The sequence below is a fragment of the Ectothiorhodospiraceae bacterium BW-2 genome, from assembly GCA_008375315.1.
Taxonomy (GTDB): domain Bacteria; phylum Pseudomonadota; class Gammaproteobacteria; order Thiohalomonadales; family Thiohalomonadaceae; genus BW-2.
The window spans coordinates 4,057,953-4,074,140 of record CP032507.1 but is presented as its reverse complement, the minus strand read 5'-3'; the positions used below and the strand labels follow the sequence as shown (position 1 = coordinate 4,074,140).

Annotated in this window: 15 protein-coding genes; 5 read left to right on the top strand and 10 right to left on the bottom strand. The window is 56.1% G+C overall.

Going from position 1 to position 16,188, the window contains the following annotated elements; genetic code table 11:
• Position 1: 1 nt before the first annotated feature.
• The 6 genes from D5085_18745 to D5085_18720 form a co-directional block, all read right to left on the bottom strand.
• Complete coding sequence (locus D5085_18745; protein ID QEP44994.1) at positions 2-1,147, bottom strand: cation acetate symporter; 1,146 nt, start codon at positions 1,145-1,147, stop codon at positions 2-4.
• A gap of 15 nt (positions 1,148-1,162) precedes the next feature.
• Complete coding sequence (locus D5085_18740) at positions 1,163-1,423, bottom strand: DUF4212 domain-containing protein (protein QEP44993.1); 261 nt, start codon at positions 1,421-1,423, stop codon at positions 1,163-1,165.
• 66 nt (positions 1,424-1,489) lie between these two features.
• The gene (locus D5085_18735; protein ID QEP44992.1) at positions 1,490-3,367 is read right to left on the bottom strand and encodes a CBS domain-containing protein; all 1,878 of its coding nucleotides are present in this window, start codon (positions 3,365-3,367) and stop codon (positions 1,490-1,492) included.
• A gap of 18 nt (positions 3,368-3,385) precedes the next feature.
• Entirely contained in the window at positions 3,386-4,357 is a 972-nt protein-coding gene (locus D5085_18730) for a hypothetical protein (protein ID QEP44991.1), read from the bottom strand.
• A gap of 33 nt (positions 4,358-4,390) precedes the next feature.
• The gene (gene cysC, locus D5085_18725) at positions 4,391-5,002 is read right to left on the bottom strand and encodes an adenylyl-sulfate kinase (protein ID QEP44990.1); all 612 of its coding nucleotides are present in this window, start codon (positions 5,000-5,002) and stop codon (positions 4,391-4,393) included.
• A gap of 55 nt (positions 5,003-5,057) precedes the next feature.
• Entirely contained in the window at positions 5,058-6,056 is a 999-nt protein-coding gene (locus D5085_18720; protein QEP44989.1) for a hypothetical protein, read from the bottom strand.
• Positions 6,057-6,174: 118 nt separating this feature from the next.
• On the opposite strand from D5085_18720, the gene D5085_18715 reads away from it, so the two are divergent.
• From D5085_18715 to D5085_18705, 3 genes are read left to right on the top strand one after another with little or no spacing between them, the layout of a single operon-like run.
• Positions 6,175-7,434: a glutamyl-tRNA reductase gene (locus D5085_18715; protein QEP45234.1), complete on the top strand. Its 1,260-nt coding sequence runs from the start codon at positions 6,175-6,177 to the stop codon at positions 7,432-7,434.
• A gap of 3 nt (positions 7,435-7,437) precedes the next feature.
• Positions 7,438-8,688 (top strand): diaminopimelate decarboxylase, encoded by a 1,251-nt coding sequence (lysA, locus tag D5085_18710; GenBank protein QEP44988.1) that lies wholly within the window; start codon positions 7,438-7,440, stop codon positions 8,686-8,688.
• A gap of 3 nt (positions 8,689-8,691) precedes the next feature.
• Positions 8,692-10,779 carry a DUF342 domain-containing protein gene (locus D5085_18705; protein ID QEP44987.1) on the top strand — a complete coding sequence of 696 codons (2,088 nt, stop codon included), beginning with the start codon at positions 8,692-8,694 and terminating at the stop codon, positions 10,777-10,779.
• Here the strand turns inward: D5085_18705 and D5085_18700 are convergent.
• From D5085_18700 to D5085_18685, 4 genes are read right to left on the bottom strand one after another with little or no spacing between them, the layout of a single operon-like run.
• On the bottom strand, positions 10,740-11,456 hold the full coding sequence (locus D5085_18700; protein ID QEP44986.1) for an arginyltransferase: 717 nt from the start codon (positions 11,454-11,456) through the stop codon (positions 10,740-10,742). The two genes, D5085_18705 and D5085_18700, sit on opposite strands and share 40 nt — an antisense overlap.
• A gap of 9 nt (positions 11,457-11,465) precedes the next feature.
• The gene (locus D5085_18695; GenBank protein ID QEP44985.1) at positions 11,466-12,206 is read right to left on the bottom strand and encodes a leucyl/phenylalanyl-tRNA--protein transferase; all 741 of its coding nucleotides are present in this window, start codon (positions 12,204-12,206) and stop codon (positions 11,466-11,468) included.
• Positions 12,207-12,214: 8 nt separating this feature from the next.
• A complete protein-coding gene (locus tag D5085_18690; protein QEP44984.1) occupies positions 12,215-13,336 on the bottom strand; it encodes a response regulator in 1,122 nt (373 codons plus the stop codon).
• Positions 13,329-13,700 carry a thioredoxin gene (locus D5085_18685; GenBank protein QEP44983.1) on the bottom strand — a complete coding sequence of 124 codons (372 nt, stop codon included), beginning with the start codon at positions 13,698-13,700 and terminating at the stop codon, positions 13,329-13,331. The genes D5085_18690 and D5085_18685 overlap by 8 nt, the downstream gene beginning before the upstream one ends.
• Before the next feature lie 223 nt (positions 13,701-13,923).
• Here D5085_18685 and D5085_18680 point away from each other — a divergent pair, with 223 nt between their 5' ends.
• Positions 13,924-14,304, top strand: coding sequence for a hypothetical protein (locus tag D5085_18680; protein QEP44982.1), 381 nt, complete (start codon positions 13,924-13,926; stop codon positions 14,302-14,304).
• A 21-nt stretch (positions 14,305-14,325) separates the two neighbouring features.
• Positions 14,326-16,170 carry a potassium transporter TrkA gene (locus tag D5085_18675; GenBank protein QEP44981.1) on the top strand — a complete coding sequence of 615 codons (1,845 nt, stop codon included), beginning with the start codon at positions 14,326-14,328 and terminating at the stop codon, positions 16,168-16,170.
• Positions 16,171-16,188 lie beyond the last annotated feature (18 nt).

Genomic DNA, 16,188 nt, shown 5'->3' with positions numbered 1-16,188 from the left:
GTTATGGAGCTGCCCCTGAATTGCTGATTTCGTTGCCCTGCCAGCCGAACTGTTCGGCTTTGGCGGCAAACTCGGCATTTTTGTCGTTATAGTACTGAATTTGACCATCGCCATTTTTATCCTCAAACTTCAACAGGCCGGTCGTCTCCCAGTTTTTGAACCACTCTGGTCGCTCTTCATAGACTAAATTTCCCTGTGGTGAGCCGATCTCTTCGGTTTGAACCGTGTTAATCATGTTCAACATCGCCATCGCGCCGACCGCTGGAGCAGTGGTATAGAGAATCGCGATAAAGACCAGCGCCCAGCCGGCCGATTTACGCGCATCAGCCACTTTCGGCACGGTAAAGAAGCGGACGATAACATGGGGCAGACCGGCAGTGCCTATCATCAAAGAGAGTGTCAGCAGTACCATATTGAGGGTCGTCCCCTTCATCGCCGTATATTGGGCAAAGCCGAGCTCGACCAAAGTGGCATCGAGTTTGGCCAACAGGGGGGTGCCATCGGCCATCGAGCCGCCGAGACCGAGCTGTGGTAGCGGGTTGCCGGTTAGCTGTAGCGAGATAAAGACCGCCGGCACGGTATAGGCGAAGATCATCACGACATATTGGGCGATTTGGGTGTAGGTAATCCCCTTCATGCCACCGAGAACGGCGTAGAAGAAGACGATTCCCATACCGGCGATAAGCCCAGTGGCAAACTCGACCTCTAAAAAGCGCGAAAAGGCGACCCCAATCCCCTTCATCTGGCCGATGACATAGGTAATTGAGGCGACAATGAGGCAGATGACCGCCACAATTCGCGCCGTCTGCGAGTAGTAGCGATCGCCGATAAACTCCGGCACGGTAAACTTCCCAAATTTGCGCAGATAGGGGGCTAATAGCATCGCTAGCAGGACATACCCCCCCGTCCAGCCCATGAGATAGACCGAAGCGTCATAGCCATTAAAGGCGATCAGACCCGCCATGGAGATAAACGAGGCGGCGCTCATCCAGTCAGCGCCGGTGGCCATACCGTTAGCGATCGGGTGAACCCCCTTGCCAGCGACATAGAACTCGCCGGTGGTCGCCGCACGCGCCCAGATAGCGATACCGATGTAGAGGGCGAAGGTGGCGCCCACTACCATATAGGTCATTGTTTGTAGTTCCATCGTTGTTACTGCTCCTTACTCTTCTTCAACGCCATATTTTTTATCGAGCTGTCCCATCTTCCAAGCGTAGAAGAAGATTAGGGCAACAAAGACATAGATAGAGCCTTGCTGGGCGAACCAGAAGCCGAGCGGGTAGCCGCCGAGCATGAGGTTATTGAGGGGTTCAACTAGGATGATTCCCAGTAGATAGGAGACGATGAACCATATCACCAAGCAGATGGCCAATACCTTAAGGTTTTCCCGCCAGTAGGCGGCGGGAGAGAGATCTTCTGACATAAGCGTAGCGCTCCTGTAGTTGTTGTTAAGGGCTTATCGCCCGTGGGTTGTGTCACAGAGATGTCATTATAGCTGATAATCGAGCGCAAGTTTCGATTGTAATTTTCGTGCCTGCCGAAATGCCTCTTTCAGAATGCGCCGCTCCAGCTCATTGAGGTGGTCGGGATTGAGGTAGTTACTCGCCTCCTCCCCCTGCTCAAGCTGGCGCTGATTGAGCTGTAGTCGTAGCAGTTGGATAAAATGGTAGCTATCACACCAGGCATTCACATCGCTCTCTCGTAGCTGGCCCGCCTGAGCTAGTGCCCGCAATCTTGTCGCCGTACCGGTCTCATCGAGAGCATGGGCGAGGGTGTAGATGCGGGCGCAGTCAACAAAGGGGGTGACCCCTTGGGTTTTAAGATCGAGTGTATGGGGGTGGGCATCGCGTTGACCGGAGAGGACAAAGTCACGAATCACCCCTAGCGGGGGGCGATGGCTCATCGCCAGCGCCGCCATCTGCTGTCGAAAGCGGCTATTGTTGGCCGTCTTTTGTAGGAGAAATTGGCGTAGCTGGGCGACAGGTTCGGCCTCACCGTAGAGCCGCCGCATATCGAAAAAGATCGTCGCCTGTAGCAGGTGTTGGGGGGTGCCTTGATCAATCCAGCGGCTAAAGCGCTGCTGCCACTCACCGAGACTTAAACAGCAGTCGGGGTTCGAGGCCATAATATTACCCTTACAGAGCGGAAATCCGCACTGATCGAGCGCCTGGTTAACCGCTTTAGCAAACGGGAGCAGCCGTTGGCGATGGGCATCGTTATTAGCGCTATCGGCAAATAGAATACCGTTATCTTGATCGCTGACTAAGGTCTGTTCGCTGCGCCCTTCGCTGCCAAAACTGAGCCAGCTAAAGGGGGGGAGATCGGTATTCATATCGCGCTGCACCAGCTCAATGAGCTGGTGGGTGATACGATCATTGAGCGCACTAATGAGGCTCGTTAGCTGCTCTACCGCGACCCCTTCGGCCAGCATCTGTTCGACTAATAGGGCCATTTTGGCCCGAATATGGCTCAACTCAGCCATCGTCGTCGCCCGCGTGATAGCTTCACTTAGATGGACGATGCCGACCTGCTGTAGGGTAAAGAGATCTCGCTCCGAGACCATGCCGCAGAGGCGCTGTTGGCTATCGAGTAGCGGAATGTGGCTAATCGCATGGCGAGCCATTAATAGAGCCGCTTCGTAGAGGCGGCTATCGGGGGTGAGGGTAATTAAGCCGTGGGTGACAATCTCACCGACCGGTCGCTGTAGATCTGTTTTGGGCAAAATAATGCGCGTAATCAGATCGTGTAGCGAGAGTAGGCCGGTGGCGATCCCCTCTCGATTGACGGTGACGACCGAACTGCTGTGCTGCTGCTCCATCAGCTCTAGGGCGCTCTGAATCGGGGTATCGGGGGCGACCGTTAGCGGCTGGCGCTGCGAAATTTGACTTAATTTTAGGTTAAAACGGTTATCGGAGGTGATGCGGTGAGCCGACTGCTGCTGAATCGTCTGTAGCGTCTGATCGAGCAGGCTCGCCATTCGCCGAGTACAAAAATCCTCAAACGGAGCGCTGAGGTGGCGCAGCGTCTCAAACGCCTCGCGGGGCAGTTGCAGGCAGCGGCTCGGTTGCGAGGCGAGGTAGCGCACCCGTACCGGCCGGCCGGCGAGTAGCGCCCCGATCGGAAAGAGCTCGCCGGGTGAGAGCTCCCATAGCTGCTCGGCTCTCTCCCCGTCGGCCGAGAGGCCGCGGATCTCTCCTTGCCAGATAATAAATAGCTGTTGGGCGACCCCCGCCTCCGGGCCGGTGAGTTGCCGATTTTGAGCGTAGTCGTGGGGAACTAACTCGGCGGCTAGATAGTTAAGGTGGTCGCTCTCCATCTGGTTAAAGGGGGCGTGTTGGCGTAAAAAGTCGAGAATAGCTTGGTTCATGGGTATCTGTTAATGGCTCTATGAGAGGGGGTATTGCCGTTGAAATAGCGTCGTGAAGCGCTGGAGTTCACTTTGCGGGAGGTGGTTAATGCCGGCCGCACCCGCACGACCGCCGCCGGTTTCAAACTGGCGACAGAGATCAACCGCCCCTTCGCGCTGGCGGTAGGGGGCACGGACGCTCACGACATAGTGATCGCCCCTATCGGTCAAAATGGCATGGGCGCGATCGGGGTGGTGCTGCATCAGTTGGTTGGCAAAGACGCCGCTAACGCGCCGTGCCCACGGCTCATCGGGCAGAATATAGAGCGCAGTGGCGGCATCACAATGGGTAGCTGAAAGCGCTGCGGTGGCGGCCATATCGGCCTCATACCCCTGCTGTAGCCGCTGCCAGGTGTCGCTATTAGCGGCTAAGAAATCGAGCGGGTGTTCGAATTGAACCAGTTGTTGATAGAGCGCTGCGGGGTGGCAGTGGAGATCGTCAAGTTCAGCACCGTAGCCGTTATAGTTGAGCAGCTCCCCTAGTTGTCGTAGCTGTTGTCGTTGGAGCGGAGTGAGCTGGAGCGGTTTGGCCGCCTCCATCGCGCTATCGAGCAGGCCGTCGCCAAAGGCGGCTACCACGGCCCACGGGCGATAGCGCCCTTGTAGGGTTTGATCGACAATGAGACTGGTGCAGGTGGTCGCTGCGGTATCGATATGGGCGGTTAAGCCGCTATGGTCGGGGAGAGGCCCTGGGCGGTGGTGATCGGCATACCACACCGTCGCCCCATTAGCTAAGGCTTGCTCTAATGGGGCTAAATTCTTCTCTACAGCGATATCGAGTACCGTGATCTGATCGCCTCTGGTGGTCTTCGCCGCGATCTTTTTTAGCAGGGCGATATCGCGTTTAACGCCGGTAATTAGCGTCGCATCGGGTTTAGGATCGGCAAGGCGTCGCTGAATGAGGGCACAGATGCCATCAGCATCGCCGTTAAAAATATCGTAGTTGGCCATGGCGTTCTGTTCTTAGTTCTGTTAGGTGCTCTTTTAGCGCAGCAGGATAATGCCGCGTGACTGTAGTATCTCAAGTACGCTATCGACGCACTGCGCTAGAGTCTGGTTGTCGGTATCAATATCGAGCTCTGGTTGATGGGGCGCTTCGTAGGGGGAGCTAATGCCGGTAAAGTGGGCAATTTCGCCGTTACGCGCCTTCTTATAGAGCCCCTTCGGATCGCGTGCCTCACAGGTTTCGAGCGAGGCGTGGCAGTAGATCTCAAAAAAATCGCCGTGCGGCATCAGTTTGCGCACGCTATCTCTATCTTCACGAAACGGGGAGATAAAGGCGGTGAGGGTAATCACGCCCGCCTCTAAAAAGAGCTTTGAGACTTCGCCAATACGGCGAATATTCTCCTGTCTATCGCGATCACTAAAGCCTAAATCGGCGCAGAGGCCGTGGCGCACATTGTCGCCATCGAGCACCATCGTTTTGCATCCGCGCTGATAGAGCTGCTCTTCGACGGCGTGGGCTAGGGTCGATTTACCCGAGCCAGAGAGGCCGGTAAACCAGAGTACGACGCTTTTGTGCTGCTGCTGTAGTTGACGCCGCTCGCGGGTGACCGTGGCGTGGTGCCAGATAACATTGGGATCGGTTTGGCTCATGAAACTCCCCTTGGGTGTGACAGGTTAGGTATGGATAAAATGGCAAGGGGCCAGTTTAGCGCATTCCTGAGCCGAGTGTCGCCACCATTTGTATCGCAATTGAGGCGCGGGTGTGAAAGCCATCACTGCGTTGTCGCTCCAGTCGCGGTAGAACCTCTAACCGTAGCCAGCGCCGCCGGAAGGGGTGGTGGTAGCCCAGTTGCAGATAGCACTCGTTGAGGCGGTAGTCGATCCAGTTGGCGCTTTCGAGGCTCAGTAGCAGCGTCAGATAGTTCGGTGAGTTGAGCTGATGGCTCAAGAGTAGTCGCTGGCCGAGGAGGATCTTCTCTTGCTGTAGATCGCGCTGGTGGTAGCTGAGGCTGCTAAACTTCGTGCGCGGGGCGAGGGGGCGCCGCCACTGTAGCTGCTGCTGCCAGAGGTTACCGTCTAGGTGGCTGTGGCGCAGCTCGCTTCGCAGCGTGAGCCGCCAGGGTGAGAGCTGGCGCTGCCATTCGATACGGCCGTAGATAAAGGGATCGAGCTTAAACTGCTCTAGTTGTACTCCGCTGCGAAGGCGCCAGTTGAGTCGCTCGCCGAGCTCTCTAATCGTCCCTAAACCGAGGGTAAGGTTGTTGTTCGGGGTGTTATTGTGATTGTGATTGTGATTGTGATTGTGATTGTTATCTGGCTTCCCCTCTTGGCGGTTAAATTCGATATAGAGTTTGCGTTTTAAGCGCGGAAAATCGATATGGGCATCTATTTCGTGGTAGGGGAGGAGCTGGCCTGCCTCTCTCCAGCGTAGGCCGCTGGTGAGTTGCAGACGGCTGCGGCTCCTCTCGTGAGTCGGTGTCTGACTGAGGTAGCTATCTATCGCGGTTGAGGTGTCGATGAGGGCTTCGGAGAGGCGCTGGTGGTAGCTATCTAGCCAGTGGGGCTGCGGTGTCGAGGCTAGCGTGATCTCGGGAAGCGCTCCTTGCCACTTCAGCGGCGGCCAGAGTTGCGCATGGGGCTTGGCCACCGCCTGTAGCGGTAGCAGCAGCGAGAGGGCGAATAGGAGTCTTGTTAGGTATGACACGGCTTAAAAGTAGCATATAGCGCCCCGCTTGTGGTAAAAAATGGTCGATAATCTTGAGCTAAACCGGCGGCTGGGGCACAATCCCCCCCCTTTGGGAGTCAGAGTAGATAAATCGATCATGGGTCTGTTAGCGTTTGGTATCAATCATAAGACGGCACCGGTGGAGCTGCGGGAGCGGGTCGCCTTTGCGCCAGAGCAGATCGAGGCGGCGCTACGGCAGCTAATCGGCACTGAGATCGCCGCTGAAGCGACCATTCTCTCGACCTGTAACCGTACGGAACTCTATTGCGATATCGATAGCGCTCGGCAGCGCGAGCTGCTGCAGTGGTTTGGTCAGTTTCACCACCTGTCAGAGCGGCAGTTTCAGCCCTATGCCTATCGCTATAGTGGGCGCGAGGCGGTGCAGCACATCTTTCGAGTCGCCAGTGGGCTCGATTCGTTGGTCTTAGGCGAGCCGCAAATTTTGGGGCAGATGAAGCAGGCTTTTTCTAGGGCGTGCGATTGTCGTACGGTAGGACCGCTGCTCAATCGACTCTTTCAACACACCTTTAATGTTGCTAAGCAGGTGCGCAGCGATACCGCCATCGGCGCTAGTCCGGTCTCGGTCGCTTTTGCAGCGGTGACGCTCTCAAGGCAGTTCTTCTCCTCGTTAAGTGATCACACCGCGCTACTTATTGGGGCGGGGGAGACGATTGAGCTGGTCGCCCGCCACCTGCGAGAGAGTGGTATCGGCCAAATGGTGATTGCTAATCGTACCTTTGAGCGGGCGCACACACTCGCGAGTGAGGTGGCGGGGTATGCGATTGCGCTAAGCGAGCTGCCGGAGCATCTGGCCGAAGCCGATTTGGTGATCGCCTCGACCGCGAGTCAAACGCCGATCGTCAGCCAAACGATGGTGGCGACTGCTCTAAAACAGCGCAAACATAGGCCGGTGCTGATGGTCGATATTGCCGTCCCCCGAGATATCGAGCCGGAGGTGGGGCGTTTGGACGATATCTACCTCTATACGGTCGATGATCTACGGGAGATTATCGATGAGGGGCTGCGCTCGCGTCAGGAGGCAGCACAGCAGGCAGAGGAGATTATCGAGACTCGGGCGGGCCACTTTTTAGCTTGGATGCGATCGCTAGAGGCGGTGGAGACGATTCGCCACTATCGCCTACAGAGTGAGGCGCTGCGAGATCGCTCCGTAGCGCAGGCATTGCGGCGGCTAGAGCGGGGGGGGGCGGCGAGTGAGGTGGTGGTCGAGCTGGCGCGACAGTTGACCAACCGCCTCATTCACCGCCCCTGCGAGCAGATGCGTCAGGCCGGCTATGATGGCCATACCGAGCTATTACAGGCAGCACAGACGCTGCTCTTAGATTTAGATGAGGGGTAGCTAATGGATCATTTTCACTATCAAGAGAATCAACTCTTTTGCGAACAGGTGGCGTTAAGCGAGATAGCGGCCACTTATGGCACCCCCTGCTATCTCTATTCACGGGCGACGATTGAGCGCCACTGGCAGGCGTTTGATAGTGCGCTAGCCTCGATACCGCACCAGATCTGTTATGCCGTCAAAGCGAACTCTAATTTAGCGATTTTAAACCTGCTCGCGCGGCTCGGTTCGGGGTTTGATATTGTCTCCATCGGCGAGTTGGAGCGGGTAGTGGCCGCCGGTGGCGATCCGGCGAAAGTGATCTTCTCCGGTGTCGGTAAGCGGGTCGATGAGATTGAGCGGGCGCTGGAGTTGGGGATTCACTGCTTTAATATCGAATCGCTGCCGGAGCTAGCACGCATCACGACCATTGCCGCCGCACACGGCCAGCGGGCACCGGTATCGCTGCGAGTGAACCCCGATGTCGATGCCAACACCCACCCCTATATCTCCACTGGCTTGAAAGAGAACAAATTTGGCATTGCGCTGCCGCAGTCGCTGCCGATCTACCAGCAGATGGCGCAGAGTCCTTGGTTAGAGGTGATTGGGGTCGATTGCCATATCGGCTCGCAGCTGACCGAAGTGGCACCGTTTGTGGCGGCACTGGATCGGGTCTTAGCCTTAGTCGAGGCGCTCAGCGAGGTCGGGATTAAACTGCGCCACATCGATATGGGGGGCGGGTTGGGGATTCGCTATCGCGATGAGACCCCGCCGCTACCAGAGGAGTACGCTCTGCCGCTACTGCAGCGGCTAAAGGGGTGGGAGCTGGAGCTGTTGCTAGAGCCAGGTAGAGCGATCGTTGGTAACGCCGGAGTGCTGCTAACCCGAGTCGAGTATCTGAAACCGCAGGCCGATAAACAGTTCGCTATTGTCGATGCGGCGATGAACGATCTGCTGCGCCCCTCGCTCTATCAGGCGTGGCAGCGGGTCGAACCGGTGATGATCCGTCAGGGGGAGGCGGTGAGTTACGATATTGTCGGGCCGGTGTGTGAAACGGGCGACTTTTTAGCCAAAGAGCGATCGCTGGTGCTACAGCCGGGGGATCTGCTCGTGGTGCGCTCTGCCGGAGCCTACGGCTTTAGCATGAGCTCTAACTATAACAGCCGTGCGCGAGTGGCCGAAGTGATGGTCGATGGGGCACAGAGCCACCTCATTCGCCAGCGCGAGCCCATCGGGCAGCTCTATCGCGGTGAGTCGCTGCTCCCCGGAGTATAGCCGATGGCTGCGGCAGCGGGGGGAGCATTACGGCGTCGGCCACTGATACTACAGCTAGGGCTATTGGCCAAAAAAGAGCGTTTGATGACTGATGTCCAGCTTAAAGCGCTACTCAATAAGGCCAAGCAGCTTCACGCTAACAGAGAGCCTATTTCGCTACGACAGCTATTGATTGAAGATGGCCTACTGAGCCAAGAGCAATTTGATCAGATAGTGGCGCTGCATAAAATGCGCACAGTACGGCAACTAGATCGCCGTTTTGGTCAGTTAGCGGTAGGGCGAGGCTGGCTGACCGAGCTACAGGTGAGCGAAGCGTTAGCTCGACAACGAGCACAGTTTAACCAACGCCATAAGGCGGAGTTAATCGGCCATATTTTAGTGGCGCAGGGGGCGCTGCGACCCGAACAGCGAGATGAGATTCTGGTCGAGCAGCAGCGTCTCGATAGAGTGCGGCCCGAGAGTGAAAAGGGGGGCGAGCCGGAGGAGGGGGGCGTTGAGCTCACTTTTGAGCTGAAGACCGATCGCCTTGGTGAGCAGTGCGAACTGGTGCTATTTAAACCTGATCGAGCCGAGGATGGGCTCAGTCGCCTAAAGGCGATGTTAAAAAAGGCGCGAGTGATCTATGGCCTGCTCGACGATGAGCATCTACAGCGGCTGTTGCGTGGCGAGGAGGGGGAGAGCGGGACATTTGTCATCGCCGTCTCGACCCCGCCGATAGAGGGGCGGGCGGGCTATATCGAGTATCTATTCGATACCGATCCGCTTCGCGTCGGCACGATTAAAGAGGGGGGGCAGATCGACTATCGTGATCGGGGCGAGCTGCCGATGGTCGAACCGGGGGAGCGGCTAGCGCAGCTCCATGCCGCTGTTGCCGGCAGAGCGGGCAAGAATATCTTCGGCAAGGCGATCACGCCCGCTAAGCTCAAAACTCCCAAGCTCAATATCGGTAAGGGGGTTAGGTTGAGTGACGATCGCATGGGGGTTGAAGCGTTGCTGCACGGCGCGCCGGCGGTGACTAGTACGGGCGCTATTTTTGTCTTTGATGTCCATAAAATTCAGGGCGATATCGACTACAGCAGCGGTCATGTGATCTATGATGGCGATATTCAGGTCGGAGGGGCGGTGAGAGAGGGTTTTAAGGTTAAAGGGGGAAAGCTGACGGCCAAAGAGGTGTGGCAGGCAGAGATCGAGATCGTAGGCGATGTCTTGGTACAGGGGGGGATTATCGGTGCTAAAATTCGCTGTGGCGGCCATCTTCGAGCCCATTTCATCCTCAATGCCGATATTGAGGCTAGTGGCGATATCGTGGTCGATAGAGAGGTCATCCACTCGGTCGTCCACTGCGGCGGCAGCTTTATCGGTGAACGGGTGACACTGCTCAATAGCCATCTCAGTAGCTGCGGTGATATCACCCTCAAACAGGCGGGGAGCGAGGAGGGGGGCTCGCCTAACCAGATCGAATTTGGCACCTGCTATAAGTTGCAGCGCGACATTGAGTCGCGGCAGCAGCAGTTAGAGGCGTTAAAGGCACAGCGGCAGCAGCATCGGGAGCAGTGTGAGCTGCTAACGCAGGAGCGGCGGCAGATTAACGACACCATTACCGCCGTGGCGCAGCGGCAGGATAGCGCCCGAGTTGAGCAGCAGCGGCTGACGATACAGCGACAGCAGCTTGGGAATCAGCAGTCGATGGAGGCGAGAAGGCTAACGCAGCGGTTAGAGGCGCTACAGCAGCAGATTAACCGCGCTGAAGCGGAGCTAGAGGCTATCTTCTCCCGTCTCGATGCGATTGAGGTAGAGCGAGGGCAGCGCCAACAGCAGGCTCTTTCGCTTGAGAGTGATGCTAACTTTATCGACGGCGAGCTAGAGGTGCTGCTAGAGCAGCAGCAGCAGCAGGGAGGGGGGGCGACGCTGCGTGTTGTCGCCACGCTCTATCGGGATAATGTTGTGGTTGGGGTCTATAGCCGCATGAGGCTGAAGAGCGATCTCAGTCGGGTACTCCTCAAGCAGCAGCGAGTTGCCAATGATGAGGGGGGGTATGAGTGGCGTATCGGCTACGAGACAGTAACCCAGCTCTCCCCGACCAAGAGCTGATAGGGTTGAAAGTTGCGTTTGTAGGCCATTTTCGGCTGCTGATGGATCAGATAGCCAAGATAGAGCCAAGGGAGGTGTCGTTGGCGGCAGAGCTCAATGAGCTGTAGCACGGCAAAGGTGCCGAGACCCCGTTTAGCGTGTTCCGGATCAAAAAAAGTATAGACCGCCGAGAGCCCCTGCTGTAGCTGATCGATAACCGAGACGGCGATGAGCTGCTGCTCTAACCGAAACTCCAGAAACAGGGTGTCGCACCAGCGGCTAAGAAAGAACTCAGTAAAGCCGTTCGGACCATCATTGGCCATCCCCCCATCGCTATGGCGGGTGGTGATATAGCGCTGATAGAGCTGCTGTAACTCAGCTGTCGGCGGGTGGGCGGGGAGGAGCGTTAGGGTGATATCGCGATTGAGTTTCAGATTCCGTCGCTGGCTACGGTTAGGGCGAAAGCGCTCCACCACGACCCGTACCGGTAGGCAGGCGTTACAGCTGCGACAGCGGGGGGCATAGACGCTATCGCCGCTACGGCGAAAGCCCATTTCACTTAGTAGGTTAAACTGCGCCATCTCCATCGGATAGCTCGGATCGGCCAGTAGTGTGGTCGCCTGCTGCGGTGGAAGATAGCTGCACTCGTGGGGAGGGGTCATATAGAAGTAGAGTTGTGATGGCCAGTGGGCTCCCATGTCGAGCTCCTAAGGGGTCGTAGGTAGGGTGGGATCTAGCTGCCACGAGCCACGGCGGTAGTCGGTGGGGTGGCTGTAGCGTGTGAGGTACTGTTTTAACGCTTCACGGCTGATATCGAACGCCCCTAGGGAGTAAGTGTGGGGGGAGCCGACCTGACAGTCGATGAGCCGATACTCCCACCGCTGTAGCTGCTGTGCGAGGGCGATGAGCGCGACTTTCGAGGCGTCACTGAGGCGTGAGAACATCGACTCGCCAAAAAAGAGCTTGCCGATGGCCAGACCGTAGAGGCCGCCGACTAGCTGTTGTTCGAACCAGCACTCGACCGAGTGGGCATAGCCGGCCTGATGCAGCTCGATATAGGCTCGCTGCATGTCGGGGGTAATCCAGGTGCCATCGCTGTAGCGGCGCGGCTCACTACAGTGTCGAATGACCTCGATAAACGCCTCATCCATGGTGAGTGTAAAGCCTCGGTGGCGCAGGGTTTTTTTAAGTGAGCGGCTTATTTTGACTGTATCGGGACGCAGTACCGCCCGTGGTGCCGGGCTCCACCACAGCAGGGGCTCTTGGGCGCTATACCAAGGAAAGATGCCGTGCCGATAGGCGAGCAGCAGGTTGTGTTGATTAAGCTCACCGCCGATGGCCAGCAGGCCGTTCGGCTCGGTGAGGGCACAATCGATGTCGGGGAAGGCGCGAAGCTCACCGGCAGGTAACCTAGCCGGTATGGCGGGGCAGGCGGGGAGTGGTGGCATCTTTGCGGTTAAGGTTGAGTATCGAGGCGCTGGATAATCGTCTGTAGATGGTCTCCTAGCTTGGTTTGCGCGTCGTGTAGCTGCTCTAGTTCCTGACTCGCCCTGTCGATGACGGCGGTTAGATAGCGCTCCTGCGCCTCGGTCAGCTCCAGATGGTTATACATATACTCAACCTCATTTTGAACCGTATGCATAATGTTAGTGGTGGCGTATTGCGACTCGCGTTGGCGCTGCTCAAAGAGTGTCAGTGTCTCGCTCAGAGAGGCGGAGGTCTGCTGGCGCTGCTGGCCTAGCTGCTGCTCGTGCTCCTGTACGAGTAGAGATTCGACCGCCGCCTGTACCCCTTCGCCGAGCAGGGCGAGGTGATCTTTGAGCCGACCATAATATTCCATGTCGTGGGTAGGCATATTGAGGATCAGAAATGAGACATGGTGAAAGTTAAAGGCAGTGCGGTAGTCAAAATCGAAGATCCGTTCGCCATCTTGTAGCAGCTCTAGCGCCTGAAACATGAGCGGTTTAATCGCGCCGGAGGAGGTGGCGCGATAACGGCGCTTCTCTGGCAGCGATATCTGTACCGCGCAGCTCAGTCCATACTCCCGTATCGCCGCAACTAGCCGCTCGGCGAGCGCCTGATAGTTATGGATGGTAAAGCTGTCACGAAAAAATTGCAGTACGGTACCGATCTCGCCGGCGTTGGTCATCGCTATCATCGCCGTATGCATCGCTTCGCTGCTACTCTTTTGAAACTCATCGAGCCGCTTTTTGTTATTCAGCGCCAGTTCGATTTTGGTAATCAGCTCCTCTTCATCAAACGGCTTGGGGATATAGTCCTCGCCACCGGCTTGGTAGCCGGCCATCTTCTCCTCTGGCAGGGTGAGGGCGGAGACAAAAATGACTGGCGTATTGGCGGTCTCTAAGGTCTGTTTTAAGCGCTGACAGGTCTCTAATCCGGTGATACCGGGCATATTGACATCCATTAAGATCAGATCGGGCTCAAAAGTGGCGGTCTGCTCTAAACAGGCATAACCGCTCTCGCAGCAGCTAATGTGGTAACGATCGTGCAGTAACTCCTCCATAATCGATAGGTTGAGCGGTTCATCATCAACGATCAAAATTTTGTAGTCACTCATCGGCAGGGTGCTCTTTAGGTGTCGAGGGGAGGTGTTGCTCTATGAAGTGGCGAATCTCCGGTGCAGGTTTTGCGCCACTAAAACGCCCCACCTCTTCGCCGTCAATAAACAGCAGTATCGTCGGAAAGCCGCGCAGTCGGTAGTGGCCACAGAGTTTCATATTGTCGTCAGCATCGATTTTGGCCAGTACCACCCGCCCCTGATACTCAGGGATCACCCGCTCAAACATTGGAGCGATCATTAGACAGGGGGAGCACCAGTCGGCCCAAAAATCGACCAACACCGGGGTAGTGTGGGAGTGGTGCAGCACTCGTTGCTCAAAGTCGCTGCTATCACAGCTAAAAATGTAGGGTGAGTTACTCATTTGAATAGATATGTCTAATTACTAATTACTAAGTTTAGGCAGGAATCCGCACCAGCTCCTCTTCGGGGAGCTAAAGCGGGCTAGAGCAGCTATTTATTGTGCTGTGCTAAGGGCTGGATTGCAAGTATCGCCCCGATGAGGCGGCTAAAAATGTAGCCGCCACCGCTGCTGCCGCGTTACAATAGCCCCTCGGTAGGGATAGAGAGCGTGTGAGGCGGTAGCAATGAATTTAGAGAAGGTCTTTTTCGGTTTTTTTATCATTTTAGCGTTAACCCTTAACTTCGGCTTCTTTTTGGGGGATATCGATAATCCCGATCACCACAATGTCTATGAGCTGATGGCGGCGATTGTGGTGAGTCTGATCGCCACCTCGCTCAAATTTGGTGATAGAACTCACATGGGGGCGCTGTTACTGGCCACTAGCTTGGTCGCCGATCTACAACTGGTGACGGCGGCGATTATCTGGGCGGTATTTGTGAGTGTGGATAATCCGATGACGCCGATGCTAATGGCGAGTATCGTGTCGCTCTCTGGGGGGGCGCTGCTGGCCAATATCACTTCGGTTGTGTTGTTGGTCATTGAGAGCGCCGTGATTCGTCGCTAAGGTTTTTAACAGAGCTCGACTGTGTCTCGCCACCTCCATACTAGCGTTGACTATCACGATAAGACCATCTATCTGGTCATGCGGCGGCTGCGTAAGCCGATTATTCTGCTTATTGTGGTCTATGCTATCTCGATACTCGGTTTAGTACTGATTCCGGGGCAGACCGATGGGGGGGAGCCCTATCACATTAGCTTCTTTGAGGCGTTCTATATTATCAGCTATACCAGCACCACGATCGGCTTTGGGGAGATTCCCTATCCCTTTACGCAGCATCAGCGATTGTGGGTGCTGCTCTGTCTCTATGCGTCGGTCATTACTTGGCTCTATGCTATCGGTAAAATTCTCAATCTGATTCAAGATGACTCATTTCGGGAGGCGGTGGCCGAAAACGGCTTTAAGCGGGCGGTGCGGCGCCTTAACCGGCCGTTCTACATCGTCTGTGGCTTTGGTGATACCGGCCAGTTGCTGGTTAAATTTCTCGACCAGCGGGGGATACAGGCGGTCGTGGTCGACAAAAATATCGCCACCATCAGCTCACTCGAACTGATGCCCTACGGCTCCTATACTCCGGGGCTGTTAGCCGATGCGCGACGAATTAAAGCGCTGGAGTGGGCAGGGCTGCACAATTCGCTCTGTAGTGGTGTGGTGGCGATTACCGACGAGGATAGCGTTAATCTGAAAATTGCGATTACAGTCAAGCTAGTGCGCCCGAATCTGAAGGTGATCTGTCGCGCCGAGAGCGAAGATGCGCAGAAGAATATGGCCTCATTTCATACCGACTATATTTTAAATCCGTTTGAGCGCTTTGCCGAACGGTTTGCGCTAGCGATCCACTCGCCCGAGGGGCATATGCTCTATGAGTGGCTGACCGAACTAGGCCACTGCGCCATGGTTCGTCCCCATAAACCGCCGCGGGGGCGCTGGATATTGTGTGGTTATGGCCGTTTTGGTAAGGCGATACAGCGCCAGCTACTCAAAGAGGGGATTGAGGTGACGGTTGTCGAGGCCGATCCGATCCGAACTCGGTGTGAGTCGTTCGCTATCGCCGGACGAGGGACGGAGGCCGATACCTTGCAGCAGGCGGGAGTCGAGAGTGCGGTAGGGGTGATTGCCGGTACCGATGATGATACCAATAATCTGTCGATTATTATGACCGCCCAAGAGTTAAATCGAACTCTATTTATGGTGGCACGGCAGAATCGGCACGATAACCTACCGATATTTAACAAAGTCAATCCTGAACTGATGATGCAGCGGAGCGAAATTATTGCTCGCGATATCTTTACCCACCTCATTAATCCACCGATGGATATCTTTTTGCGTCAGTTTCAGCAGCGCTCGCGAGAGCAGATCAATCTGCTGTTAAGCCGCTTAAGCGCAGTGATGGAGCTGTTGAGCGTAGAGGATAGGCACGAAATAGAGCGGGAGCCGTGGAGTCTGATCGAGGAGAGTCGGGAGGGGCAGAAGAATGTGGAGCTCTATCAACTGACCGAAAACTGGAGCGTGTTAATTGACGAACACCACGCTCCGGCGGTAGTCGAGCACCTTGAGCAGGGGCGGACGATTGCCTTACATCAGCTCCTGCGCGATCCCCACGATCGGGAGAAGAGGCTGCCGATTGTCGCTCTCATGGTGCAGACTCGCGGTGGCGAGCGGATCTTTGTCCCTGAGGGTGAATATGAGGTGGCCTATCGAGATAAGATCCTCTTTTTTAGCCGTTTAGGGTTTCGATATCGGCAGCAGTGGCTGCTGTGTGACGGCTACCTCCTCTACCATGTTCTAACCGGGAAGTATGCCCCGGCAAGTGCTCTGTTGCGCTGGTATCAGCGCTACAGAGAGCAGCGCAGTGGGCGGGGTGGCTCCTAATCACTACGAGCGCTGTAT